Raw genomic sequence first — 23,029 nt, 5'->3', positions numbered from 1 at the left:
GCTGCCGGCGCCACCCGTCGCCGCTAGATCACCAGCTGGGTGCCCAGTTCGACCACGCGGTTGTTGGGGATCTTGAAGAAGTCCGTCGCACTGGTGGCGTTCTTCGACATGAAGGCGAACAGGCGCGCGCGCCACGGGTTGATGCGGCGGCCGAGCACGTTGGGGATGACTGTCTCCCGCGATACGTAGAAGGTCGTCTCCATCATGTCGAAGGGCTCGCCGTAGCGCTTGCAGCATTGCAGCGCCTGCGGAATGTCCGGATCCTCCATGAAGCCATAGCGGATCACGATGCGAAGGAAGCTCTTGTTCATGCGGTGCAGGTAGATGCGCTCCATCTCGTTCACGTGCGGCGTGTCGGCCGTTTCGACGGTCACCAGGGCGACCCGCTCGTGCAGGATCTGGTTGTGCTTGAGGTTGTGCAGCAGCGCGGCCGGCACGCCTTCCTTCGAGCTGGTCATGAAGACCGCGGTGCCGTTCACCCGGTGCACGTCGCACAGAGTGTCGAGGAACACCGACATCGGGATGCCCTGTTTGGCGAGCTCCCGGCGCACCAGCCGGCGGCCGCGGCGCCAGGTGGTCAGCACGGTGAAGGAGCCCAGTCCTGCGGCGATCGGGAACCAGCCGCCTTCGGGGATCTTGAGGGCGTTGGCGGCGAAGAAGGCGATGTCCACCGCCAGGAAGGCGCCGATCACCAGCGCCACCACGACCGGATGCCAGCGCCACAGCAGGACCATCACGAAGGCCACCAGCACGGTATCGATGAGCATCGTGCCGGTGACGGCGATGCCGTAGGCGGCGGCCAGGTTGGACGAGTTCTTGAAGCCGAGCACCAGTGCCACCACCGCCAGGTAGAGAGTCCAGTTGGTGAAGGGGACGTAGATCTGGCCGGCTTCGGCGCCCGACGTATGGACGATCAGCATGCGCGGCAGGAAGCCCATCTGCACGGCCTGACGGGCCACCGAGAAGGCGCCGGAGATCACCGCCTGGGAGGCGATCACGGTGGCCAGCGTGGCCAGGATGACCAGCGGGATCGTGGCCCAGTTGGGGCCCAGGTGGAAGAACGGACTTTCGATGGCGGCCGGTTCGTTGAGCAGCAGGGCGCCCTGGCCGAAGTAGTTGAGCACCAGCGCCGGCAGCACGAAACCGAACCAGGCCAGGCGGATCGGGAAGCGGCCGAAGTGGCCCATGTCGGTGTACAAGGCCTCGCCGCCGGTCACCGACAGCACCACCGAGCCGAGGGCCAGGAAGGCGAGATGCGGCTGGTGGGTGACGAAACCGACCGCGTAGGCCGGGTTGAGGGCCGTCAGCACCGCCGGGTGGCGGCTGATCTCAAGGATGCCGAGCAGGCCGAGAATGGCGAACCAGCCAATCATCACCGGCCCGAAGAACATGCCGACGGTGCCGGTGCCGCGCTTCTGGATGACGAACAGCACTGTCAGGATCACCAGCGTCAGCGGTATCACGTAGCGGGCGAAGTCCGGCGAGACGATCTCGAGCCCCTCGACGGCCGACAGTACCGAGATGGCCGGCGTGATCATGCTGTCGCCGTAGAACAGCGCGGCGGCGAAGATGCCCAGCAGCGAGATGGCCCAGGTTACGGTCTGGTGGTTGCGGGCGTTCTCGGTGATCAGCGACAGCAGGGCCAGGGAGCCGCCTTCGCCGCGGTTGTCGGCGCGCATGATCACGCTGACGTACTTGAGGGTGACCAGCGCCATGATCGACCAGAACACCAGGGACAGCACGCCGAGGATGTTGTCCGGCGTGACGGGAATGGGATGGTGCCCGTTGAAGATTTCCTTGAGGGCATACAGGGGGCTGGTGCCGATGTCGCCGAAGACGACGCCGATGGCGCTGACGACTACCGGGGCGAGGGGCTTGCGGAAGTGTGCTGAGGACACGGCCGGGCTCTTTCTTTTTTGTTGATCGGGGAATGCGCTGCTTGCGGTCGCCGGTCTATTGTCCGGGTCTGGCCCCCGCTGATATTGACCTGTCGCAAGCGGGTGCGCGTGGGCGGGGCCTCATCCACGCATGTTCGTGGGGGCAAGGCGGGCGACAGATTACACCGTACGCCGTCGTGTGGCGCTCTTGCTGCAGCGGGGTGGGGCGACGGGTAAAGGAAAGGGAATGCCTGCCGGTGGCGGTCAGGTCGATGGCAGAGGCGGGTTCGTGGCGGAGAGCGAGGGGTTTGCCCTCCGTCACAGGCGGCCGCTCAGGGCTTGAGGGCCGGGTGCTTGAGGGCGTGGGCCGCTTCCATCAGGTAGTGGCGGCCTTCTTCCTCGTTCCGCTGCAGGCCCAGTTCGCCGTTGAGGTAGGCCATCGCGAGGGTCTGGCAGGCTTCCGGGTGGTCCTGCTCGGCGGCTGCCGTGTACAGGCGCAGCGCTTCGGCATTGTCGCGAGGAACGCCGTCGCCTTCCCGGTAGGCGTTGGCGAGCAGGAACTGCGCGGCGGCAACGCCGGCGTCGGCGGCCCGGCGCAGCCAGAGGGCCGCCTCGGTGTGATCGGCCTGCACGCCGTAGCCGTCACGCCAGGCGATGCCCAGGTAGTAGGCCGCGCCGATGTGGCCGGCCTGGCCGGCCGCGGAGAACCACGCGAAGGCGCGGACCGCGTCGGCGGGAACGCCGGCGGTGCCGGCCGAATACAGCTTGCCGAGCTGAAAGCGGGCCTCCACGTCGCGGTCCTCGGCGGCGCGGCGCAGCCACAGGAGGGCCATCCCGTTCTGGTCACCGCGATTCAGCAGGGCCAGCCCCAGCGTGCGGCGGGCGGCGGTGGTGCCGCCGTCGGCCAGGGCCGTCAGGTGGGCCAGCGCAGTATCCTGCCGGCCGGGGCCGGCGAGGATCTGCAGCTGGGCCAGCTCGGCCGTCGTGGGGGCCGCGTGGGGGGCGCGGCTGGCCCAGGCGATGCCGCCCAGGGCCGCCGCCGCGGCCAGCAGGGCGGCGGCGAGGCGCGGTTGGCGGGGCTTACTTCGAAAGGTCAAGCGCATACAGGGCGAGGCTCTTGCCGCTGCCGTCATCGGCCTGCAGCTGGGTGATGCCGGCCAGGCCGGCGGCCTGGGCGAGGGGCAGCTTGCCCGGCGCCGAGTGGAAGACCACCTGGCCGGCGGTCGTCACCGGCGTGAAGCGCCAGCTGCGGTCCGAGCCGTTGGCGGTGCGGGTGATCGTCTTCGCCGTCTTGATGTACTGGATCAGCACGTCCCGGTTGGCATCCGGCGAGGCGTAGATGGTCTTGCTGCCGTCCAGGCCCGGGAAGCTGCCGCCGCCGCTGGCCCGGTAGTTGTTGGTGGCGACGATGAACTCCTTGGCCGGGTCGATGGCCACGCCCTTGTACTTGAGGTTGACGATGCGGCTGCCGACCGGCTGGGTCACGTCGATCTCGTAGCGGATGTCCGGGCTGGTGAATATGTCGAAGTTGTAGCCGGGGAAGCTGCCGACCAGTTCCTGCTGGGCGGTGCTCGCCGGGTCGATCTGGTTGAAGCGCTTGGCGGCGGTCTCCAGCCAGTTCCTGATGTCGGCACCAGTGACCTTCACCGCGTAGATGGTGTTGGGGTACAGGTAGAGGTCGGCGGCGTTATTGATCGCCAGGTTGCCCTGCTGCACGTCGGTGTAGTCGGTGCCGCCGGCGAAGCCGCTCTTGAACGGGGCGCTGACCGACAGCACTGGCAGCGCCGCGTACTGGGGCAGGTTGGCGGCCACGTATTTGGCGACGTAGTCGGCCTGGGCCTGGTTCACCAACTCGATGGCACCCGGATCGCCGACGTCGGCGAAGTAGCTGGACATTTCGAAGTCGGTGCTGCCGATCGGCGTCTTCACGTAGTCGATGGTGGCCTGGTGCTCGGTCGCGATGGCCGCGGCGACGGTCGGGTCGACGGCCACGTAGCTCTTGTCGGCGTTCTGCGTGGAGCGGGCCTGCACGACGGTCTTGCTCCTGTCGATGGTCCAGGTCTTGCCGTCGTAGGTCAGGTCGAACTTGATGACGCCGAGGTGCTTGCCCCAGTAGTTGGCCATCACTGTCGGCACGCCGTTCACGGTGCCACCTACCTTGTCCACGCCGGGCAGGTTGAACTGGGCGACGGTGCTGGTGGCGTTCGGGAAGATCTGGTGGGAGTGGCCGATCAGCATCGCATCCACGCCGGCCACCTTGGACAGGTGGTAGCTGCCGTTCTCCATCGTCGGCGAGTAGGTGCTGTCGTCGAGGCCGCCGTGGGAGATCACCACCACCAGATCGGCGCCTTTGGCGCGCATTTCCGGAATGTACTTCTCGGCGGCTTCCTTGACGCCGACGGTATAGACCTTGCCGTCCAGCCAGCGTTTGTCCCAGCTCATGATGGTCGGCGGGGTGAAGCCGATGATGCCGACCTTGACGGTGCCGGTGACCGGCTTGCCGTCCGGGCCGGTGGCGGTGACGGTCTTGTTGATGATGGTGTAGGGCTGGAACAGCGGGGCGCCCGACTTGACGCTGTTCACGTTGGCCAGCACCTGCGGGAAGCTGGGGCCCTTGCAGGTCGGCTGGGCGGCTGGGTCGGCCAGACCGTCCACGTTGAAGCGGTTGCCGGTGACCTGGCTCAGGAAGGGCAGGCCGTAGTTGAACTCATGGTTGCCGATGCCGCCGCCTTCGAAGCCGGCGGCGTTCATCACCTTGTACATGGCCAGCGGCTGGCTGCAGGACACCGGGTTGATCAGCGCCTGGTAGTCGGACAGCGCGGTGCCCTGGATGGTGTCGCCGTTGTCGAGCAGCAGGGTGTTGGGGAATTCCTGGCGGGCCTGGTTGATCAGCGTGGCGGTGCGCTCGAAGCCGAGGGACTTGTCTTCGGCGAGCTTGAAGTAGTCGTAGCTGACCACGTTGGTGTGCAGATCGGTGGTTTCCAGCAGGGCCAGCGTAGCCTTGGTGCCGGTGGGCACGTTCTGGCTGTCGTGGTTGCTGCTGCCGCAGCCGTGCAGGAACAGGCTGGCCAGCAGACAGCCGGCGGCCACTTCGAGGCGGGAATAGGTCGTGGAAGGCATGGAGCACCAGGCGGGCGAGGGAAAGCCAGGGAGGATCGCCGCTGCCGGTTGCGATGGCATGACGATATTCTTGCGCCTGTGCTGATGGGGAGTGAAACCGACGTAATGGGCACGCTTTCGTAAGGGGTATTGGCTGAGCAACGCGCTGCTGGATAGGAAGGGGCTCGCGGCGGGGGCCGCGCGCGCGTACCGTCTCTTGTGAATGTAAAGATGCGTGGATGGCTTCGTGGCACATGCTGATGGCCTGCAATATGACTTCGCAATGTGCAAAAATGATAGCCCTTGCGGCCCATGGGCCAATTTTGGAGATTCCCATGGGATTGCGACTGAAGTTCAATCTGGTGCTGCTGGCGGTGTTCCTGGGCGGATTCGGGGTGGCCGGCTACATCTCCCACGACCTGCTGTACCGGAATGCCCGCGAGCAGGTGCTCGGCGAGGCGCGGCTGGTCATGGAGGCGGCGCTGGCGATCCGTGGCTACACCGTCGGACAGGTGAAGCCGCACCTCAACCCGCTGATGGACAAGCAGTTTCTGCCGCAGACGGTGCCGGCCTACGCGGCTACCGAAACCCTCAACGAGCTGCACAAGAAGTACCCCAACTACGCCTACAAGGAAGCCACCCTCAACCCGACCAACCCGCGAGACCGGGCGGCGGACTGGGAGGCCGACCTGATCGGCACCTTCCGCAACACGCCGGACAGCAAGGAGATCACCGGCCAGCGCGACACGCCCACCGGTCCGGCGCTGTACGTGGCGCACCCGATCCGCATCGAGACGGCGGCCTGTCTGCCCTGCCACAGCTCGCCCGAGGCGGCGCCGCCGAGCATGATCAAGGTGTATGGCAGTGCCAACGGCTTCGGCTGGAAGCTCAACGAGGTGGTCGGCGCCCAGGTGGTGTCTGTGCCGATGTCGGTGCCGCTCGACAATGCCGCCCACGCCTTCCGTACCTTCATGATGTCCCTGGCGGCGGTCTTCATCGCGGTCTTCGCGGTGCTCAACCTGATGCTGTCGTGGCTGATCATCCGGCCGGTGTCGCGCATGTCGGAGGCGGCGGACAAGATCAGCACCGGCGACTTCAACCAGCCGGAGTTCCCGGAAGGCGGCAAGGACGAAGTGTCTGTGCTGGCCAGTTCCTTCAACCGCATGCGTCGCAGCCTCGAGAAGGCGATGCAGATGATCGACACCTGATCCGCAGGCTACCGTGAGCGACGAGAACCTTCCGTCCGGGCCGGGGCAGGACGACCTGTTCGCACTGCCATCCGGCTACGTCATCAACGAGTACCGCATCGAGCGGGTGCTCGGAGGGGGCGGCTTCGGCATCACCTACCTGGCCCACGATACCCATCTGGACTGCCAGGTGGCAATCAAGGAATACCTGCCCAAGGATCTCGCCGTGCGGCGCGACGGTCTTGCCGTGCGGCCGCGCTCCAGCGAGGCGGCCAAGGGCTTCGAATGGGGCTTGCAGCGCTTCCTGCTCGAATCGCGGGCGCTGGCCAGTTTCCACCACCCGGGCATCGTGCGGGTGCTGCGTTATTTCCGCGGCAACGACACCGCCTACATGGTGATGGAATACGAGACCGGCCAGCCGCTGCAGCGCTGGCTGGTGGGGCGCCTGCCCCTCGACCGGGCGAGCCTGGTGCGCATCGTGCGGCCGCTGCTCGACGGGCTGGAGGCGATCCACGCGGCGGGTTTCCTGCACCGGGACATCAAGCCCGGCAACATCTACATCCGCGCCGACGGCTCGCCGGTGCTGCTCGACTTCGGCTCGGCCCGCCGGCTGGAGCTGGACGGCATCGACCAGACCCTCACCGCGGTGGTGACGCCGGGTTTCGCGCCGGCCGAGCAATACCACCGCCACGGCAAGCAGGGGCCGTGGACCGACCTCTATGCGCTGGCCGGCGTCATGTACTGGATGGTCACCGGCAAGCTGCCGATGGAAGCCTTCGCGCGCCTGCGCGAGGACGCCATGCCGAAGGCGGCCGACATCGGCAACGCGGATGCCTTCGGCGCCGGCATGCTGAAGGCCATCGACTGGGCGCTCAATCCGGACGAAGACAAGCGTCCGCGCCAGGTGGCGGATTTCCGCCGGGCCTGTCTGGCGCCGCCGACCGGCGGCGAGGCGTCCGAACCGCCGGTGGAGGCGCCGCTGCCCCTCGGCCTGTCGGCGTCGGAGGCGCGCACCTTCATCGGTGCGGTGCTGTTCGCCGACGTGGCCGTGGCGGCCAGCGACGAGGCGGCCCAGCGGGAAGGGCGCTCGCGCCTGGTGCAGATGCTCACTCAGGCCATCGCCCCGGTGCCGCCCACCACGCGGCTGGCGGTCAATACCAAGGAAGGCTGCGCGGTCTGCTACGTCGGCGATCCGGAGGACGCGCTGCGTACCGCGGTGCAGTTGGGTGATGCGGCGGCGGGCGCGGGGATCGGCGTGCATATGGGCATCAACCTCGGCCCGGTGCGGGTGGCGCCCGACCCCAACGGGCGCTCGCGCATCCTTGGCGACGGCATCACCACGGCTTTCCGCGTGATGCGCTTCTCCAGCCCCGGCCAGGTGCTGGTGGCACGGGCCTACTACGAAGTCATTTACCAGCTCAAGAAAAACGCCGGCGACTACTTCCGCCACATCGGCATGCGCCGAGATCCCCAGGCCCGCGACCATGAGCTTTACGCCTACAGCGGGGTCAGCCTGCTGGCCAGCGCGCGGGTGGCCGAGCTGTCGATCCGCCAGGCGGCGGTCGGTGGCGACCTGAGCCCGGCGGCCATCGAAGCGGCCGAGCGCATCCTGGCGCTGCACATCGGGCCGATGGCGAAGATCCTGGTCCGCAAGACCCTGCCGCGGGCCGAGAACCTGTCGGGGCTACATGAACTGCTGGCGGCGATGATCCCCGATCCGGCGCCGCGCAGCGCCTTCCTGTCCAGCGTGGTGGCGGCCTCCGGGCCGGTGTCGGGGGCCGCTTCGTCGCGCAGCGTGCTTGCCGGTACGGCCGCGCGCAGCTCGGCCAGTGTGTCGTCGTCGGCGGCCGGAGCGCTCAGTGTGATTCCGGAGGCCGATCTGGCCCGGGTCGAGCAGATCTTTGCCCGCTACATCGGGCCGATGGCCAGGGTGCTGGTGCGCCGCGAGTCCCGCACCGCCAACAGCGTGGCAACCCTGTGCCGGGCGCTGGCCAGCCATATCGACAAGGATGCCGAGCGCCGGCGTTTCATGAGCGAGGCCGGCCCGGCGGAATGAGCCCGGTCCGGCATGGAGAAGAGCATGGACGTACAACCGATTCGCCTGACCCCCGGCCAGGACCTGCGCCGCGCGCTGGAGTGCGCGCTGTTCGCCGAGGGCGGTTCGGCGGCCTTCGTGCTGGCCGGCATCGGCAGCCTGAGCAGCGCGCATCTGCGCCTGGCCGGCGCCGGTGAACTGCGGGCGTGGGACGGCGACATCGAGCTGTTGAGCCTCAGCGGCACCATCGCCGCCAACGGTTCCCACCTGCATGGGGCGGTGGCGACGGCGTCCGGCACGGTGATCGGCGGTCACCTGGGTTATGGCTGCATCGTGCGCACGACCGCCGAGATCCTGCTGATGCGCCTGCCGGGCTGGGATTTCCAGCGCGAGCCCGACCTGCAGACCGGCTACGCCGAGCTGGTGGTGCGCCAGCGGGCCTCAGACTGGGGCTGAGGTTTCGGCGGTGCCGCTGGCCAGCGTGGCCACGGCCTCGGCAAGGGTCTTGATGGCGGCCATCGGCGGTGCGGCGCGCAGGTAGGCGACGCCGGTCTGCACGCGGCTGATCTGCGCCGGCACTTCAAGCACCGTCAGGTCGGCCCGGTGCGGCGACTGTTCCACCACCCGGCGCGGCAGCAGCGTCCACCCGAGGCCCACCGACACGCAGCCGATGATGCCTTCCAGCGTGCCGAACTCCATCGCATCGGACACCGCGTGGCCGCTGGCCCGCTGCCAGGCTAGAGCGCGGGTGCGGTAGGCGCAGCCCTCGCGGAACAGGATCACCGGCTGCAGCACCGGGTCGGTGCCGGCCGCGCAGACCTGCACCAGTTCCTCCATCACCAACTCCTCGAAAACCAGTTCCGGATGGATCACCGGCCCGCCGATGAAGGCGCAGTCGAGCTTGTGGTCGAGCAGGCGTTCGATCAGCGCGGCGCTGGTGTCGGTGCTGACCCGCAGTTCGACGCGCGGATGGCGGGTCCGCACGGCCTTCAGCGCGCGGGGCAGGTGCACGGCGGCGAAGGTTTCCATCGCGCCGATGCGCAGCTCGCCGGCGCTTTCGCCAACCTGGCGGACCGCGGCGCTGGTTTCCCGTTCGAGCAGCAGCATGCGGCGGGCGTAGTCGAGGAGCACCCGCCCCGACGGTGCCAGCTCCAGTCCGCGCCCCTTGCGGTGGAACAGCTCGGTGCCGAGTTCCTCCTCCAGCCGGCGGATGCGGCCCGTCACGTTGGACTGGACGGTGTTCAGCTTGCGGGAGGCGGCGAGGATGCCGCCTTCCTCGACCACCGCCTGGAAGGTGCGCAGCGCGACGAGTTCCATATTCGTATCTCCATTAGAGAACTGAATGTTCTTGATAAATCATTTGATGAGATAGTTTAGTCTGTTTATCGTGTCTGCTCCAACCGCAAGGAGTCTGCCGCCATGAGCGAACACAGTTCTGCTGCCGAACGTTTCCGCGTGCTTGGCGCCGGCATCTTCAGCCTGGTGCTGGCGCTGGGCGTCGCCCGCTTCGCCTACACGCCGCTGCTGCCGCTGATGCAGCAACAGGCCGGGCTGGGCGTGGCCGAAGGTGGCTTGCTGGCGGCCGTCAATTACGCCGGTTACCTGAGCGGCGCGCTGCTCGCGTCGCTGATCGGCGATCTCGTTGTGAAGGACCGCCTGTACCGCATCGGCATGGTGCTGGCGGTGATGAGCACCGGGGTCATGGGCCTCAGCACCGATCCACTGGTGTGGGCGCTGTCGCGTTTCGTCGCCGGTCTGGCCAGCGCGGCGGGCATGTTGTTCGGCACCGGGCTGATCCTCAATTGGCTGATCCGCCACAATCACCGCAGCGAGTTGGGCATCCATTTCGCCGGTATCGGCATCGGCATCACCGTCTGCGCGGCGGCGGTGGCGCTGATGAGCCAGTGGCTGGACTGGCGCCAGCAGTGGTTCGCGCTGACAGCCTTCGGCGCCGTGCTGCTGGTGCCGGCGCTGCGCTGGCTGCCGTCGCCGGGGCGCAACCCGGCCAGCCACAGCGCCGCGCAGATGGCGGACCGGCCGCCGACGGCGGGCTTCCTGCGCCTGTTTATGGCCGCCTATTTCTGTGCCGGCATCGGCTACGTGGTTAGCGCGACCTTCATCGTCGCCATCGTGGACCGTCTGCCGGGCCTCGCCGGCAAGGGCTCGCTGGTGTTCCTGGCGATCGGCGTGGCGGCCGCGCCGGCCTGCATCCTGTGGGATCTGGTGGCGCGCCGCACGGGCGAGCTGAACGCACTGATCGTCGCGGCGCTGCTGCAGATCGTCGGCATCGTGCTGCCGGTCACCGTGGGCGGGCTGGCCGCGGCGCTCGTCGGGGCGCTGCTGTTCGGCGCCACCTTCATCGGCATGGTGAGCCTGGTGCTGACGATGGCCGGCCGCTACTACCCGACCCGTCCGGCCAAGATGATGGGCAAGATGACGCTTTCCTACGGAGCCGCCCAGATCCTCGGCCCGGCCGTCACCGGCTGGCTGGCCACGGCGGTCGGCAGCTACACGGCGGGGCTGTACCTGGCCGGGGCGATGATGGCAGTCGGCACGCTGTTGCTGGTGCTGCTGCGCGGCCTTGAAAAGCGGGAGATGTGCGCCGCCGGCCTGCGGCCCTGTGCGCAGGGCTGAGCACTCGCGTCGCTGCTGAGCGAGCCATCAAATGCAAAGGCCCTGCCGGAATCCGGCAGGGCCTTGTGGCCATGAACGGGGGAAGCGCTCCGCTTACTTGCCCGATTCGGTGTTGTTGCCGGTGGTGTTGTCGAGGCGCTTGGCCTCGTCTTCGCTGATGTACTCGAAGACCCGCACGACCTTCTGCACGCCGCTGGTGGTGCGCGCGACCTCGGTGGCGGCGTCGCCTTCCCGCTGGGTGACGAGGCCCATCAGGTAGACCGTGGAAGCTTCGGTGACGACCTTGACCTGCTGCACGCGGAAGGCCTTCTGGTCCACGAAGCGGGCCTTCACCTTGGAGCTGATGAAGCTGTCGTTGCTGCGTGCGGACAGGATGCTGCTGGGCGCGACGCGCAGCTCGTTGACCACTTCCTTTACGTTCTCGACGGCGGCGGCAATGCGTCCGGCCTCGTCGCGGCTGCTCTCGTTGAAGGCTTCGCCGGTCAGCAGCAGCTTGCGGTTGAAAGCGGTGGTGTTGACGTGCACCTTGTCGCCGAGGGCATCTTCGATGCGCTTGACGCTCTTCCACTCGATGCTCTCGTCTTCCACGTAGGCGCCGGAACTGCGCCGGTCGGAAACCATGGCGACGGCCATGCCGGTGCCGCCTACGATGACCGGGATGCAGCCCTGGGCGGCAGCCAGGGTGCCGAGGACCAGCGCGGTCCAGGCCAGGGACTTGCGGGCTAGGTTCATTCTTCCACTCCGAGGAAAAGGCAATCGATGCCGTCGCACAGGCAGTGCAGGGTGACCAGGTGGACTTCCTGGATGCGCGCGGTGCGGTCGGACGGGACGCACAGGTGGATGTCGCCGGGGCCGAGGTGTTCGACCATCTTGCCGCCGCCTTTGCCGGTGAGGGCCACCACGTGCATCTCCCGCTCGTGGGCGGTGTGGATGGCCTCGATCACGTTGGGCGAGTTGCCGCTGGTGGAAATGGCCAGCAGCACGTCGCCGGGCTGGCCGAGGGCGCGCACCTGCTTGGAGAAGATCTGGTTGTAGTCGTAGTCGTTGGCGATGGAGGTCAGCGTCGAGCTGTCGGTGGTCAGCGCCATGCCGGCCAGCGGCGGACGTTCCATCTCGAAGCGGTTCAGCAGCTCGGCGGCAAAGTGCTGGGCGTCGGCGGCCGAACCACCGTTGCCGCAAGCCAGGATCTTGCCGTTGTTCATCAGGCAGTGCGTCATCGTTTCGATGGCCGCGGCGATGGGCTCGGCCATGAACTCGAGGGCGGCCAGCTTGGTCTGGGCGCTGTCGGTGAATTGCTGCGCGATACGGGCGACGAGATCCATCTTTGACTCCGGGAAAAATTGGCCGCGATTCTAGCATTTGCGCCCGCGGACCAGCCCTATGGAAGAAATACGCTTACAAACCGACGAGTACATCCACGTGCAGCCGCTTCCACGGATTGGGATCCCTGGCCAGCTTGCCGATGCGGCCGCCGATGGCGGTGCCCCGGTCCATCTCCTCGGCCACCGCCCGGTTCTCGGCGCGGGGCAGGTAGCCGAGCTTCCGGCCGCGCCATTCGACGCGCACCGCGAAGCGGTCGTGCGGGTTGTCGGGCTCGCGGATCAGGGCCAGCGCGTCGCCCTCGTGCATCTCGTCCCACAGGATCTTGCCGCCGTAGTACTGGAAGCCGGCCAGCGGCGAACTCTGCACGAGGATGCGCACCTGCTGCGCGGTAACCGGCGGAACGATGCCGGTGCCGAGCAGCAGCGCCAGCAGGACGTGCTCAATACGCATCGAAGGCACCCCGTAGCCATTCGATGCCGTCGCTGTCGAGACGTTCCAGCAGCACTGCGTCGAAGCGGCAGGGCTGGTTGGCGTAGCGCCGGCCGGCACCGTTCAGCCAGTAGCGGGCGGCGAGGATCACGCGCTGGCGCTTGGCCGCGGTGATGCTTGCCGCGGCGCCGCCGAAGCGGCTGTTGCTGCGCAGGCGCACCTCGACGAAGACCACGCTGCTCCGGTCGATGGCGATCAGGTCCACCTCGCCGCCGCGGCAGCGCACGTTGCGGGCCAGGATCGTCAGCCCGTGTTTTTCCAGGTGGGCGGCGGCCAGCGCCTCGGCCGCCGCGCCACGGCGCAGGTGTTCGGCTTGCATCGGCGGGGTGGCGCGCCCACAATCTGCGTCCCCCGCCTCCTGTCCCCAGTCCTGCCATGCATCCTGCCCTTTCCGACGCATCGTCCGCCTCCTCGCTGAATAAGACGGCGTCATTGTATGTGGTGGCCACGCCCTTGGGGAACCTGCAGGACATGAGCCTGCGCGCGCTGGCCGTGCTGAAGGCGGTGGACGCGGTGGCCGCCGAGGACACCCGCCACAGCCAGCGCTTGCTCGATGCCTTCGACATCCGGACGCGGCTGGTCGCGCTGCACGAACACAACGAGCAGGAGGCCGCCGGGCTGGTGATCCGCATGCTGGAGGAGGGCAAGCAGGTGGCGCTGATCACCGATGCCGGCACGCCGGCGGTGTCCGACCCCGGCGCGCGGGCGGTGGCGCGGGTGCAGGATGCCGGCTTTCAGGTGGTGCCGGTACCGGGAGCCTGCGCTGCCATTGCGGCGCTGTCGGCGTCCGGCCTCGCCGACGGGCATTTCCATTTCCACGGCTTCCTGCCGACCAAGTCGGCGGCCCGCAAGACCGCGCTGGACAGCCTGCGCGGCGTGCCGGGCACGCTGGTGTTTTACGAGGCGCCGCACCGCATCGTCGAGACGCTGGACGACCTGGCGGCGACGCTGGAGCCGACGCGCCAGATCGTCGTCGCCCGCGAGCTGACCAAGATGTTCGAGCAGATCGTGCGCATGCCGCTGGCCGACGCGCCGGCCTGGCTGGCCGCTGATGCCAACCGCGCCCGCGGCGAGTTCGTGCTGCTGGTGTCGGCGGCGCCGGCCAGCGAGGGCCTGTCGCCGGAGGCCGAGCGGGTGCTGGGCCTGCTGTTCGCCGAGTTGCCGGTGAAGCAGGCGGCCAAGCTGGCTGCGGCGATCACCGGTGCGTCGAAGAACGCGCTCTACGAGCGGGCGCTGGAGCTGCGCGACAGCTGAAGCGTTGAGCGCCCCCCAGGCTGGGCTGCGCACCGCCCGACCCCCGAGGGGAGAAGGAAACTGGGGTCGGCCGGCGTTTCCTTGTGAGGCTCCGCCGGGTTTTCAGTGCAGGTGCTGGCCGTCGCGGCCGAGCAGGGTGACCTCCACGCGCTGGGAGCCGATACGGTTGCCCTGGCCGAAGCGCACCTGGAAGCCGCCCAGGTCGATGTCCAGGCTTTCGAGGGACTGCATCACCGTGGCTGGTGTCGGCGTGCCCTTGGTGCGGCGGATCGCCTCGATCAACACGCGGGCGCCGACGTATTCCTCGAAGCTGGTGTAGGACGGTTCGGCGCCTGGCGCAAAGCGCTGCAGCGCGGCGCTGTAGTCCCGCGCGATGCGCGTCACGCCGCTGAAGGGCGAGGGCATGACCTGGGTGATGCCGACGCCGCGCGCCGCGTCGCCCCCCGCCAGCTGGTGCAGTTCGCGCCCATTCACCACCGAGATGCTGAACAGCTGGGTGCCGGGGCTGACCGGCTGGTAGGCCTTGACGAAGGCGGCGGTCGGTCGCACCACGCCGATCATGATGACGGCCTGCGGCGCGCCGGCCGCGATGTCGCGCACGGCGGCGGCGACGTCCTCGGTGTTCTTTTCGTAGCTGCCCTTGCTGACGATCTTCAGCTTGTGCTTTTCCAGGGCCCGTTCGACGCCAGCCAGGCCGGCCTGGCCGAAGGGGTCGTTCTGGTAGAACACCGCAATGCGCTGCAGGCCGGAGGCGACGAACTGGCGCACCATGGCCTCGGTCTCGTCGCCGTAGCTGGCGCGGATGTGGAAGATCCACGGGTTGTAGGGCGAGCGCAGCGGCTCGCCGCCGGTGTAGGGGGCGATCAGTGCGATGTTGCCGTCGGCCAGCACGCCGTGCTTGAGCAGTTCGGCGATGTTGCCGGTGCCGGCATAGCCGATCAGCGCCACCGCCTTGTCGCGATTGATCAGTTCGTGGGTCAGGCGCACGGTTTCGGCGGTCTGGTAGCCGTCGTCCTTGACCACGTGGGTCAGGGTGCGGCCGCCGACGCCGCCGGCCGCATTGGCGGCGTCGATGGCGATCCGCACGCCCAGCGCCATCTCCTTGCCGGTGCTTGCCAGTACGCCGCTGAGCGGCGCGCTCTGGCCGATCACCACCGTTTCGGCCCGTGCCGGGCGGTTTGCCGCAAAACCCAGGATGAGTGCCAGCAGGCACCCGCCGAGCAACCCTTGTCTCCATGTGTTCAGCATTCTCATGCCTTTCTTATATGAAAATGGCGTGAGTATGGAGGGCGTCAGGGTGTCGTCTTATGACCTGCTGCTGGGTGGGCGAGTGACGAATTCCCCGCCTTGGGTGCGGGGAACCAGGGTTTGAAGGCGTGACGGGCGGCAGCCCGGCTCAGAAGCGCTGGCTGAGGCCGACGGTGAAACTGCGCGGCGACGTGAGCTGGCCGGCTTGCGGATCCAGCGGGTCGGTCTTGGCGTACTGGCTGACCGCCAGCTGCAGCAGCCCATAGACCTGGGTGTGCGGCGCGACGGCGTAGCTGAGGCCGGGGCTGAGGTAGAAGGCGTGGCCGCCCGATGCCGGGTTGGCGGCGCCGCCGCCGTCCCGCGAGCGGTGCAGTGCGTTGAGCTGCAGCAGGCCGGTGAGCCCCGGGGCCAGTTCGTAGTGGGTGCCCAGGTCGAGCTTGACCTCGGTGCCCGGGCGGTAGTCGCTACGGGTGGCGACGGCGGTCTGCAGCTGGGCGCTGGCGAACCAGCCCCAGCCGGTGCCCGGCAGAATCTGGAAGTAGTAGGCGCCGAGGATGGCGTCGGTGCTGCCGCTGCCCGGCTGGGCGGAGCGCTCCAGCGCGTAGGGCGTGCCCGGATCGGCCGGATCAGGCGGGTTCATGGTCTTGTTGGTGGCGCCGGTCGGCAGCTTGAGGCCGAAGCGCAGGCCGACGCCGGAGAACGGGTTGCCCGGATCGAGGCGGTAGCGGCTGACGACCCGCATGTCGCCGATCTCGTGGAAGCTGGCCGACTGGGTGAAGGGGCCGTCGATCGACGAGTCGAAGGTGTGGCGGTGGTCGCGCATCACCACCGGCAGGCTGAGCGTGGCGCTCCAGTGCGCATTGAAGGTGTATTCGGCGTCCAGGTTGAGGAGCCGGTTGACGCTGCGCTGGTTCTCGATCTCCTCGTCGCTGCCGCTGGGGGGGGCCGCGGCGATGCGGGAATGGCCGGCGCGCAGCGTGTTGGCCCTGGCGTAGGAGTAGCGCGCGTCAAGGCGCAGGCCTTCAGAGCTGGAGAGGCCCTGGGTATCCCAGTTGGTGTCCACCGTGCAAAAGGACGAACCGCAGGAGGCGTGGGCCGCGGGGGCCAGCACGGCGGCCAGCAGGGTGCAGAGGTATCTTTTCATGGGGCGCGCTCTCGGTTGCCGCGGCCGGCTGGCCAGGCGGAACGCGACAGAGCTTAGCCGAGGGCGCCGGCCCGGCCCTGCGACACGATGTCGCAGCACCGGGCCGGTGTGGTGCCTCTCAAGGAAACGCCGGGCCGCCTCAAGTTTCCTTGTCCCCCGCGGGGGGAGGGCTGGGCTACGCCCAGCCCAGGGGGCTCAGCTGTCGCCGCCCTGCAGGCCGTACTTGCGGAGCTTGTCGTGCAACGTGGTCTTGGGCACGCGCAGGGCCTCGGCGCTGCGCGCCAGGCTACCGCCCTGGCGGCGCAGTTCGGCGGCGATCAGGCTGCGCTCGAAGCTCTCCACCGATTCGGCCAGCGAGGCCGGTGGCGCGTCGCCGGGGGGGCCGCCGAGGACGTCCTTGCCGACGCCGAGGACCACGCAGTCTGCGACATTGCGCAGTTCGCGCACGTTGCCGGGCCAGGTGTGGGCCATCAGGCGGCGCATCTGTTCGGGCGGCACGCTGGGCAGCGGACGTTCATGGCGGTGGGCGGCTTGCAGCAGGAAGTGTTCGAGCAGCAGCGGGATGTCCTCGCGGCGTTCGCGCAGCGGCGGCAGGTCGATGGTGACCACGTTGAGGCGGTAGTAGAGGTCGGCGCGGAAGGTCTGGCGTTCGGCCCGTTCCTTGAGGTCGTCCTTGGTGGCGGCGACGACCCGGCAATCCACCGGCTGCAGCTGGTTGGAGCCGAGGCGCTCCACGACGCGCTCCTGCAGCACGCGCAGCAGCTTGATCTGCACGCCCAGTGGCATGCTTTCCAGTTCGTCGAGGAAGAGGGTGCCCTTGTTGGCGTATTCGATCTTGCCGATGCGGCGTTTCTGGGCACCGGTGAAGGCGCCGGCCTCGTGGCCGAACAGTTCGCTGTCGAGCAGGTTGTCGGGCAGGCCGCCGCAGTTGAGGGCCACGAAGGGGCCGCTCTTGCGCGGCGAGAGTTCGTGCAGGCACTGGGCGATGAGCTCCTTGCCAGTGCCGGTTTCGCCACGCACCAGGACGTCCACGCTGGTGCCGGCCACGTCGCTGATCAGCTGGCGCACGCGGGCCATCTGCGGCGAGCGGCCGATCAGCTTGGCTTCGATGCCGTCGCGCTGTTCCAGGCGGCGGCGCAGGTCGAGCACTTCGAGAGTCAGCCCGCGCTTGTCGAGGGCGCGGCGCACCACGTCCACCAGCAGTTCCGGCGAGAAGGGTTTCTGGATGAAATCGTAGGCGCCGTTGCGCATGGCCTCGACGGCGAGCGTCACGTCGCCGTGGCCGGTGATGATGATCACCGGCAGGTCGGCGTCCATGGCCTGGCAGCGTCGCAGCACTTCCATGCCGTCGGCTTTGGGCAGGCGCATGTCGGTGACGACGATGCCGGGAAAGCCGGCGGCGAGGCGCGCCAGGCCGTCCTCGGCGGAGCCGACGCCTTCCACCGGGATGTCGGCCAGCATCATGGCCTGCTCGCAGCCGAGGCGTACGTCGGGGTCGTCTTCGATGATGAGTACGCGGAGTTCGGGAATCATGACGGTTCTTTCGGGGCGGCAGGGAGTTGCAGGATAAAGCGGGCACCACCTTCGGGGCGGTTCTCGGCACGCAGGTCGCCACCGAATTCGCGGACGATGTCGCGGGAGATGGCCAGGCCGAGGCCCAGCCCTTCGCCGGCCGGCTTGGTGGTGAAGAAGGGTTCGAACAGCGCGCCGTCGTCGGGCAGGCCGCAGCCGCTGTCGGCGATGACGAGTTCCAGGTCGCCGTCGGCGCGGGGCGCGGCTTCGATGAGGAGTTCCTTGCGCTCACTGTCGGCCATTGCGTCGCCGGCGTTGCGGATCAGGTTGATGAGCACCTGTTCGAGGCGGTTCTGGTCGCACCAGGCGATGGCCTGGCCGGGTTCGCAGTGGTTTGTGATGGTGACGCCGGCCTTGCCGAGGCGCTGGTCGAGCAGGAACAGCGCAGCGCTGACGGCGTGTGCCAGGTCGGCGGCGGCAGGTACCGCCGGCGATTTGCGCGCGAAGGTCTTCAGAGGGGTGATGATGCGGCCCATCTGGTCGGCCAGGCGGGCGATGATCGTCAGGTTCTGCTCGACGGTCGGCAGGTTGCCGCGCTTCATGAATTCGATGGCGTTGCCCGACAGGGTGCGCATGGCGCCCAAGGGTTGGGCCAGCTCGTGGGTGATGCCGGCGGCCAGTTGGCCGAGCACGGCCAGCTTGGCGGCCTGCACGAGTTCGTCCTGGGCGGCGCGCAGGGTCTGCTCGGCCTGCTGGCGTTCGGCCACTTCCTTGCGCAGGCGCGCGTTCGTGTCGGTCAGCGCACGGGTGCGGCGGGCGACCTTGCTTTCGAGCTGGGCGTTGGCTTGTTCGAGCAGTTCCTTGGCTTCCAGCTTCTGGCGCACGATGCGCCGGCGCTGGGCCAGTACCAGCAGCAGCAGCAGCACGAAGCCGGTGGCCACCGCGGCCAGCGCGCCGTGGCCGAGGGCCTGGGTGCGTACCGGGCGCAGGTCGGAGAAGATCAGCAGGCGCCAGCCCACGTCCTGGAGGCCGCGCCCATGCACCAGGTAGCTGCCGGCGAAGCCAGGGTGCGGTTTGGCGCGGGCGTTTTGAATCGACATATGCACGACCTGGCCTTCAGGGCTCGAGTCTTCCTCTATGCGTGCCGGGAAGTCGCCGATCGGCCCTTCGTTGTAGAGGCGGCTCATCTTGACGTCCACGCGGGTGTCGAGGGGCAGTGGCTTGAGGGCGGTATAGCGCCATTCGGGCACCGAGGACAGGATCACCACGCCGTTGCCGTCGGCGATCAGGGCCGGTGCGCCTAGCAGTTCCCAGGCCTGGTCGAGTTGTCCGAGGCTGATCTTGATGACGGCCACGCCGACCACCCGCTCGCCGTCGCGGATCGGCGTGGACACGAAGTAGCCCGGTTCGCCGCGGGTGGTGCCGATGGCAAAGTGGCGCCCGACGCGTCCAGCGAGGCCTTCGGCGAAATAGCTGCGGAAGGACAGGTCCTCGCCGACGAAGTTCTCGCTCGGGTGGTTCCAGTTGCTGGAGGCGAGCACGATGCCGCGCGGGTCCACCACGAAGATCGCAATGCTGCCGATGTGCTCGTTGAGCTGCTGCAGGAAGCGGTTGGCGGCATGTACGCTCGCTGGGCTGCGCGGGCTGCGCATCACGTTGAGGACTTCTTCGTTGAGCTGGATGGTGGCCGGGATGTGGGCGTAGCGGTTGACGATGCCGTCCACGGCGGCGGCGAACAGGTCCAGTCGATGACCGGCGTCGGTGCGCAGGGTCTGCATGCCCTGGTATTCGCTGGCCCGGTAGCCGCCGATGCCGATCAGGCCGATCACCAGCAGGAAGGCGGCGACGATCAGCGGGTTCGGCGACACGGAGCGCGAGGGCGGCAGCTGCTGCGGGGCCGGTGCCGGAGGGGTGTCGGTCATCGAGTGTCGGTGTGCTTCCGTTGGTGGGGTGGCGGGGGCGGGAAGGATGCGCCCGCCCGCCGGCCGGCGGTGGAGGCGTCTCCGCTCAAGGATACAGCCCCCGCAGCGCCCCTGCCGGGCCGGCGGGGGCGGTGCTTCTCTCCGCGTTCTTGCTCAGTATTCCATGAACATCCGCTGCAGTTCCTTGCTGTCCTGGGTCTTGGTCAGGGCCACGGCGGCGAGGATGCGGGCCTTCTGGGGGTTGAGGTCGTGGGCGACGACCCAGTCGTACTTGTCGTCGGGCTGCTCGGCGTTGCGCAGCACGAAGCCGCCGCCGACCACGCGGGACGAGCGGATGATCTGCACGCCCTTGCCGCGCAGTTCCTGCAGGGCCGGTACGACTGCGCCGCTGACCGAGCCGTTGCCGGTGCCGGCGTGGATGACGGCGCGAGCGCCGCCTTCGGCGAAGGCCCTGTAGGCGGTGGGGGTGGCATTGCCGTAGCCGTAGGCGATGTCCACCGGGGCCAGCTTGTCGAGCTTGTCGATGTCGAACTCGGTGCCGGTGGTGTGGCGTTTGGCGGGGGCGCGGAACCAGTAGGTCTTGCCTTCGACGATCATGCCCAGCGGGCCCCACGGGCTCTTGAAGGCTTCGGTCTTGATGTTGACCGACTTGCTCACGTCGCGGCCGGTGTGGATCTCGTCGTTCATGGTGACCAGCACGCCCTTGCCGGCAGCGTCCTTGGCCGCAGCCACGGCCACCGCGTTGTAGAGGTTGAGCATGCCGTCGGCGGACATGGCGGTGCCCGGCCGCATGGAGCCGACCACCACCACCGGCTTGTCGGTCTTCAGTACCAGGTTCAGGAAGTAGGCGGTTTCTTCCAGCGTGTCGGTGCCGTGGGTGATCACGATGCCGTCCACGTCCGGCTGGCGGGCGAGGGCCGCGACGCGCTTGCCGAGGGTCAGCAGGTTGTCGTTGGTGAAGCTCTCGGAGGCGATCTGGAAGACCTGCTCGCCGCGGACCTCGGCGACATTGGCCAGTTCCGGCACGCCGGCGATGAGCTTGTCCACCGGCACCTTGGCGGCCTGGTAGGTGGCGCTGTTGGCGACACTGGCGCCGGCCCCGGCAATGGTGCCGCCGGTGGCGAGGATCACCACGTGGGGCTTGCCGTCGGCGTAGGCGGCGGGAAAGGCGCCGGCCAGGCTGGCGGCGAGGAGGGATGACAGGACGAAGGGGCGGGTGAACAGACGGTTCATGGTGGGTCTCCTGGGTGTGGGGTATGGGTTTGGGGGGCGATCAGAAGTTGTGGCGGATGCCGGCGGCGATCGAGCGGTTGTCCAGCCCGGCGGCGGTGCCGAGGAAGCTGTAGGCGCCGCCTCCGCCGACGGTCTGCGCGCTGTCGTTGTCGATCCGGGTGTAGTAGGCGTAGAGCTTGCTGCGCTTGGACAGGTTGTAGTTGTAGGCCACGGTGTACTGCTTGCCGGCGGTGTCGTGGGTTCCACTGTAGTCGCCGGCCACGCCGACGTTGAGGTGGAACTCGTGGGCGCCGACCGGGGCCATCACGGCGACCCGGTAGTAGTTGCGGCTGACGGCGTCGGTGAGGGTGTCGCGGCGGGAGCGCTCGAACAGCGCGCCGAGCACCAGGGGGCCGAAGTTGTAGCTGCCGCCGGCAGTGATCGCGCGGTCGTTGTTGAGGCGGACGGCGTCGCTGCCATCCAGGTCCTTGGTGTTCTGGGCGGACACGTAGGTGATGGCGGCGTGCAGCGGGCCCTGGTCGTAACTGCCGACCAGGCCGAGGTGGTGGGGCGTGCGCTTGGTGCCGGTGGTTACGGGGGCCTCGTCCAGCAGCGCGTAGTCGGCCTCGAAGGTGAAGCCGGCGATGGTCGGGCTGGTGTACCACACGGTGTTGTTCATGCGCCCGCCGGCGGCGGTGGAGTTGCCGCTGACGGCCGGTGACAGCAGCGCATCGGCGGAATAGCCCGAGTCGTGGTTGTGCATGCTGATGTAGTCGTAGAGTGCGTAGTACGCCGGGCCGAGGGTGCGCCCGAGGCGCAGCGTGCCCTGGGCGGTACGCAGGCCGACGAAGCTGTCGCGGCTGGCCAGGGACGTGGAGTCGCTGCCGTCGACGCGGATGCGGCTTTCGACCTGAAAGAGTGCGGCCATGCCGCCGCCCAGTTCCTCGGTGCCGCGGAAGCCGATGCGCGAGGCGTTGTCATTGACGACGTTGTGGGCTGGGCCTTGTTCCGCCTTGACGTTTTCGAAGGTGGCGTTGATGCGTCCATAGAACACCACGTTGGAGTCGGCGTGGGCATTCAGTGCGGCGAGGCCTGCAAGCGTGACCAGGGTGATGCGGGTCGTTCTCTTCATTTTTCTGGATTCGGGCGTGGGGTGGGCGGCGGGGCTCATTCGAAAGCCTTGTCGTTGGGCGCCTTGTAGAGCTTGAGCATGGCGTCGGAGAGCGGGAAGTTGAGGTTCAGTCCCTTGGGGGGGATGGGCTGGGTGAACCACTTCTTGTAGATGGCCTCGGCCTCGCCGGAGGTCATGGTCTTGGCGAGGGCGGCATCGACGACCTTCTTGAAGCCGGGGTCGTCCTTCCTGAGCATGCAGCCGTAGGCCTCGAAGCTCTGCGGTGTGCCGGTGACGACCCAGTCGGCGGGGCGCTTGGCCTTGGCCATTTCGCCGTAGAGGAGGGCGTCGTCCATCATGAAGGCGACGGCGCGGCCGGTCTCGAGGGTGAGGAAGGCCTCGCCGTGGTCCTTGGCGGAGATGATGTTCATGCCGAGCTTCTTGTCCTCGTTCATCTTGCGGATGAGGCGCTCGGAGGTGGTGCCGGCGGTGGTGACGACGTTCTTGCCGGCGAGGTCGGGGAAGTCCTTGATGCCGGACTCCTTCTTGGTCATCAGGCGGGTGCCGATGATGAAGAGGGTGTCGGAGAAGGCGACCTGGCGGGCGCGCTCGGCGTTATGGGTGGTGGAGCCGCACTCGATGTCGATGGTGCCGTTCTGGATGAGGGGGATGCGGTTCTGGGAGGTGACGGGGGTGAGTTTGACCTGCAGGCTGGGCAGTTTGAGGTTGGCCTTCACCGCGTCGACGACCTTGAGCATCAGCTCCTGGCTGTAGCCGACGACCTGCTGCTTGTCGTCGTAGTAGGAGAAGGGGATGGACGACTCCCGGTGGCCCAGGGAGATGGTGCCGCTGTCCTTGATCTTCTTGAGGGTCGGCGATTCCTGGGCGGCGGCGGACTGAGCCAGTCCGCCGGCGAGCAGGCAGGTCAGGACGAACTTCGGTGGGGCGTGCATGGTCGGTGTCTCCAATGTTCTGTTTTATT

General features: G+C 68.1%; 20 protein-coding genes. 5 read left to right on the top strand and 15 right to left on the bottom strand.

Features of this window, described 5'->3' with window-relative positions; all coding sequences use genetic code 11:
* Positions 1-23: 23 nt before the first annotated feature.
* The 3 genes from AC3QL2_RS05585 to AC3QL2_RS05575 all read right to left on the bottom strand — a co-directional run bounded on the left by AC3QL2_RS05585 (position 24) and on the right by AC3QL2_RS05575 (position 4,997).
* Positions 24-1,898 carry a potassium transporter Kup gene (locus tag AC3QL2_RS05585; RefSeq protein ID WP_493231961.1) on the bottom strand — a complete coding sequence of 625 codons (1,875 nt, stop codon included), beginning with the start codon at positions 1,896-1,898 and terminating at the stop codon, positions 24-26.
* A gap of 311 nt (positions 1,899-2,209) precedes the next feature.
* Positions 2,210-2,974: a tetratricopeptide repeat protein gene (locus AC3QL2_RS05580; protein ID WP_493231963.1), complete on the bottom strand. Its 765-nt coding sequence runs from the start codon at positions 2,972-2,974 to the stop codon at positions 2,210-2,212.
* Entirely contained in the window at positions 2,958-4,997 is a 2,040-nt protein-coding gene (locus AC3QL2_RS05575) for a bifunctional 2',3'-cyclic-nucleotide 2'-phosphodiesterase/3'-nucleotidase (RefSeq protein ID WP_493231964.1), read from the bottom strand. Before AC3QL2_RS05575 ends, AC3QL2_RS05580 begins: the two co-directional genes overlap by 17 nt.
* A 314-nt stretch (positions 4,998-5,311) precedes the next feature.
* Here AC3QL2_RS05575 and AC3QL2_RS05570 point away from each other — a divergent pair, with 314 nt between their 5' ends.
* From AC3QL2_RS05570 to AC3QL2_RS05560, 3 genes are read left to right on the top strand one after another with little or no spacing between them, the layout of a single operon-like run.
* Positions 5,312-6,184, top strand: coding sequence for a Tll0287-like domain-containing protein (locus AC3QL2_RS05570; protein WP_493231966.1), 873 nt, complete (start codon positions 5,312-5,314; stop codon positions 6,182-6,184).
* Between the two features lie 13 nt (positions 6,185-6,197).
* Positions 6,198-8,219, top strand: a complete 2,022-nt coding sequence (locus AC3QL2_RS05565; RefSeq protein ID WP_493231967.1) for a protein kinase domain-containing protein — start codon at positions 6,198-6,200, stop codon at positions 8,217-8,219.
* A gap of 24 nt (positions 8,220-8,243) precedes the next feature.
* Complete coding sequence (locus AC3QL2_RS05560; protein ID WP_493231968.1) at positions 8,244-8,654, top strand: PPC domain-containing DNA-binding protein; 411 nt, start codon at positions 8,244-8,246, stop codon at positions 8,652-8,654.
* Here AC3QL2_RS05560 and AC3QL2_RS05555 read toward each other — a convergent pair.
* On the bottom strand, positions 8,640-9,515 hold the full coding sequence (locus AC3QL2_RS05555; RefSeq protein ID WP_493231970.1) for a LysR family transcriptional regulator: 876 nt from the start codon (positions 9,513-9,515) through the stop codon (positions 8,640-8,642). The two genes, AC3QL2_RS05560 and AC3QL2_RS05555, sit on opposite strands and share 15 nt — an antisense overlap.
* A gap of 102 nt (positions 9,516-9,617) precedes the next feature.
* Here AC3QL2_RS05555 and AC3QL2_RS05550 point away from each other — a divergent pair, with 102 nt between their 5' ends.
* Positions 9,618-10,832 (top strand): YbfB/YjiJ family MFS transporter, encoded by a 1,215-nt coding sequence (locus tag AC3QL2_RS05550; protein WP_493231971.1) that lies wholly within the window; start codon positions 9,618-9,620, stop codon positions 10,830-10,832.
* Positions 10,833-10,925: 93 nt separating this feature from the next.
* Here AC3QL2_RS05550 and AC3QL2_RS05545 read toward each other — a convergent pair whose 3' ends face one another.
* The 4 genes from AC3QL2_RS05545 to AC3QL2_RS05530 form a co-directional block, all read right to left on the bottom strand.
* Entirely contained in the window at positions 10,926-11,564 is a 639-nt protein-coding gene (locus tag AC3QL2_RS05545; protein ID WP_493231973.1) for a BON domain-containing protein, read from the bottom strand.
* Complete coding sequence (locus AC3QL2_RS05540; RefSeq protein ID WP_493231974.1) at positions 11,561-12,154, bottom strand: phosphoheptose isomerase; 594 nt, start codon at positions 12,152-12,154, stop codon at positions 11,561-11,563. The genes AC3QL2_RS05545 and AC3QL2_RS05540 overlap by 4 nt, the downstream gene beginning before the upstream one ends.
* Before the next feature lie 73 nt (positions 12,155-12,227).
* Entirely contained in the window at positions 12,228-12,605 is a 378-nt protein-coding gene (locus tag AC3QL2_RS05535) for an HIRAN domain-containing protein (RefSeq protein WP_493231976.1), read from the bottom strand.
* Entirely contained in the window at positions 12,595-12,963 is a 369-nt protein-coding gene (locus AC3QL2_RS05530; protein ID WP_493231978.1) for a YraN family protein, read from the bottom strand. The genes AC3QL2_RS05535 and AC3QL2_RS05530 overlap by 11 nt, the downstream gene beginning before the upstream one ends.
* 113 nt (positions 12,964-13,076) lie before the next feature.
* Here AC3QL2_RS05530 and rsmI point away from each other — a divergent pair, with 113 nt between their 5' ends.
* Positions 13,077-13,898, top strand: coding sequence for a 16S rRNA (cytidine(1402)-2'-O)-methyltransferase (rsmI, locus tag AC3QL2_RS05525; RefSeq protein ID WP_493232313.1), 822 nt, complete (start codon positions 13,077-13,079; stop codon positions 13,896-13,898).
* A gap of 102 nt (positions 13,899-14,000) precedes the next feature.
* Here the strand turns inward: rsmI and AC3QL2_RS05520 are convergent, their stop codons facing one another.
* The 7 genes from AC3QL2_RS05520 to AC3QL2_RS05490 all read right to left on the bottom strand — a co-directional run bounded on the left by AC3QL2_RS05520 (position 14,001) and on the right by AC3QL2_RS05490 (position 23,000).
* Positions 14,001-15,152, bottom strand: a complete 1,152-nt coding sequence (locus tag AC3QL2_RS05520; RefSeq protein WP_493231979.1) for an ABC transporter substrate-binding protein — start codon at positions 15,150-15,152, stop codon at positions 14,001-14,003.
* Between the two features lie 142 nt (positions 15,153-15,294).
* A complete protein-coding gene (locus AC3QL2_RS05515) occupies positions 15,295-16,290 on the bottom strand; it encodes a transporter (RefSeq protein ID WP_493231981.1) in 996 nt (331 codons plus the stop codon).
* A gap of 195 nt (positions 16,291-16,485) precedes the next feature.
* On the bottom strand, positions 16,486-17,823 hold the full coding sequence (locus AC3QL2_RS05510) for a sigma-54-dependent transcriptional regulator (RefSeq protein ID WP_493231982.1): 1,338 nt from the start codon (positions 17,821-17,823) through the stop codon (positions 16,486-16,488).
* Positions 17,820-19,724 (bottom strand): sensor histidine kinase, encoded by a 1,905-nt coding sequence (locus AC3QL2_RS05505; protein ID WP_493231984.1) that lies wholly within the window; start codon positions 19,722-19,724, stop codon positions 17,820-17,822. The genes AC3QL2_RS05510 and AC3QL2_RS05505 overlap by 4 nt, the downstream gene beginning before the upstream one ends.
* A gap of 153 nt (positions 19,725-19,877) precedes the next feature.
* The gene (locus AC3QL2_RS05500; RefSeq protein WP_493231985.1) at positions 19,878-20,957 is read right to left on the bottom strand and encodes an asparaginase; all 1,080 of its coding nucleotides are present in this window, start codon (positions 20,955-20,957) and stop codon (positions 19,878-19,880) included.
* A gap of 40 nt (positions 20,958-20,997) precedes the next feature.
* Positions 20,998-22,068: a porin gene (locus AC3QL2_RS05495; RefSeq protein WP_493231987.1), complete on the bottom strand. Its 1,071-nt coding sequence runs from the start codon at positions 22,066-22,068 to the stop codon at positions 20,998-21,000.
* A gap of 35 nt (positions 22,069-22,103) precedes the next feature.
* On the bottom strand, positions 22,104-23,000 hold the full coding sequence (locus tag AC3QL2_RS05490) for a glutamate/aspartate ABC transporter substrate-binding protein (RefSeq protein ID WP_493231988.1): 897 nt from the start codon (positions 22,998-23,000) through the stop codon (positions 22,104-22,106).
* Positions 23,001-23,029: the final 29 nt, after the last annotated feature.

This window comes from Zoogloea sp. GW822-FHT05C07 (genome assembly GCF_058800215.1).
Note: the sequence above shows the minus strand (reverse complement) of the source record. Positions and strands in the feature narration are given on the sequence as shown.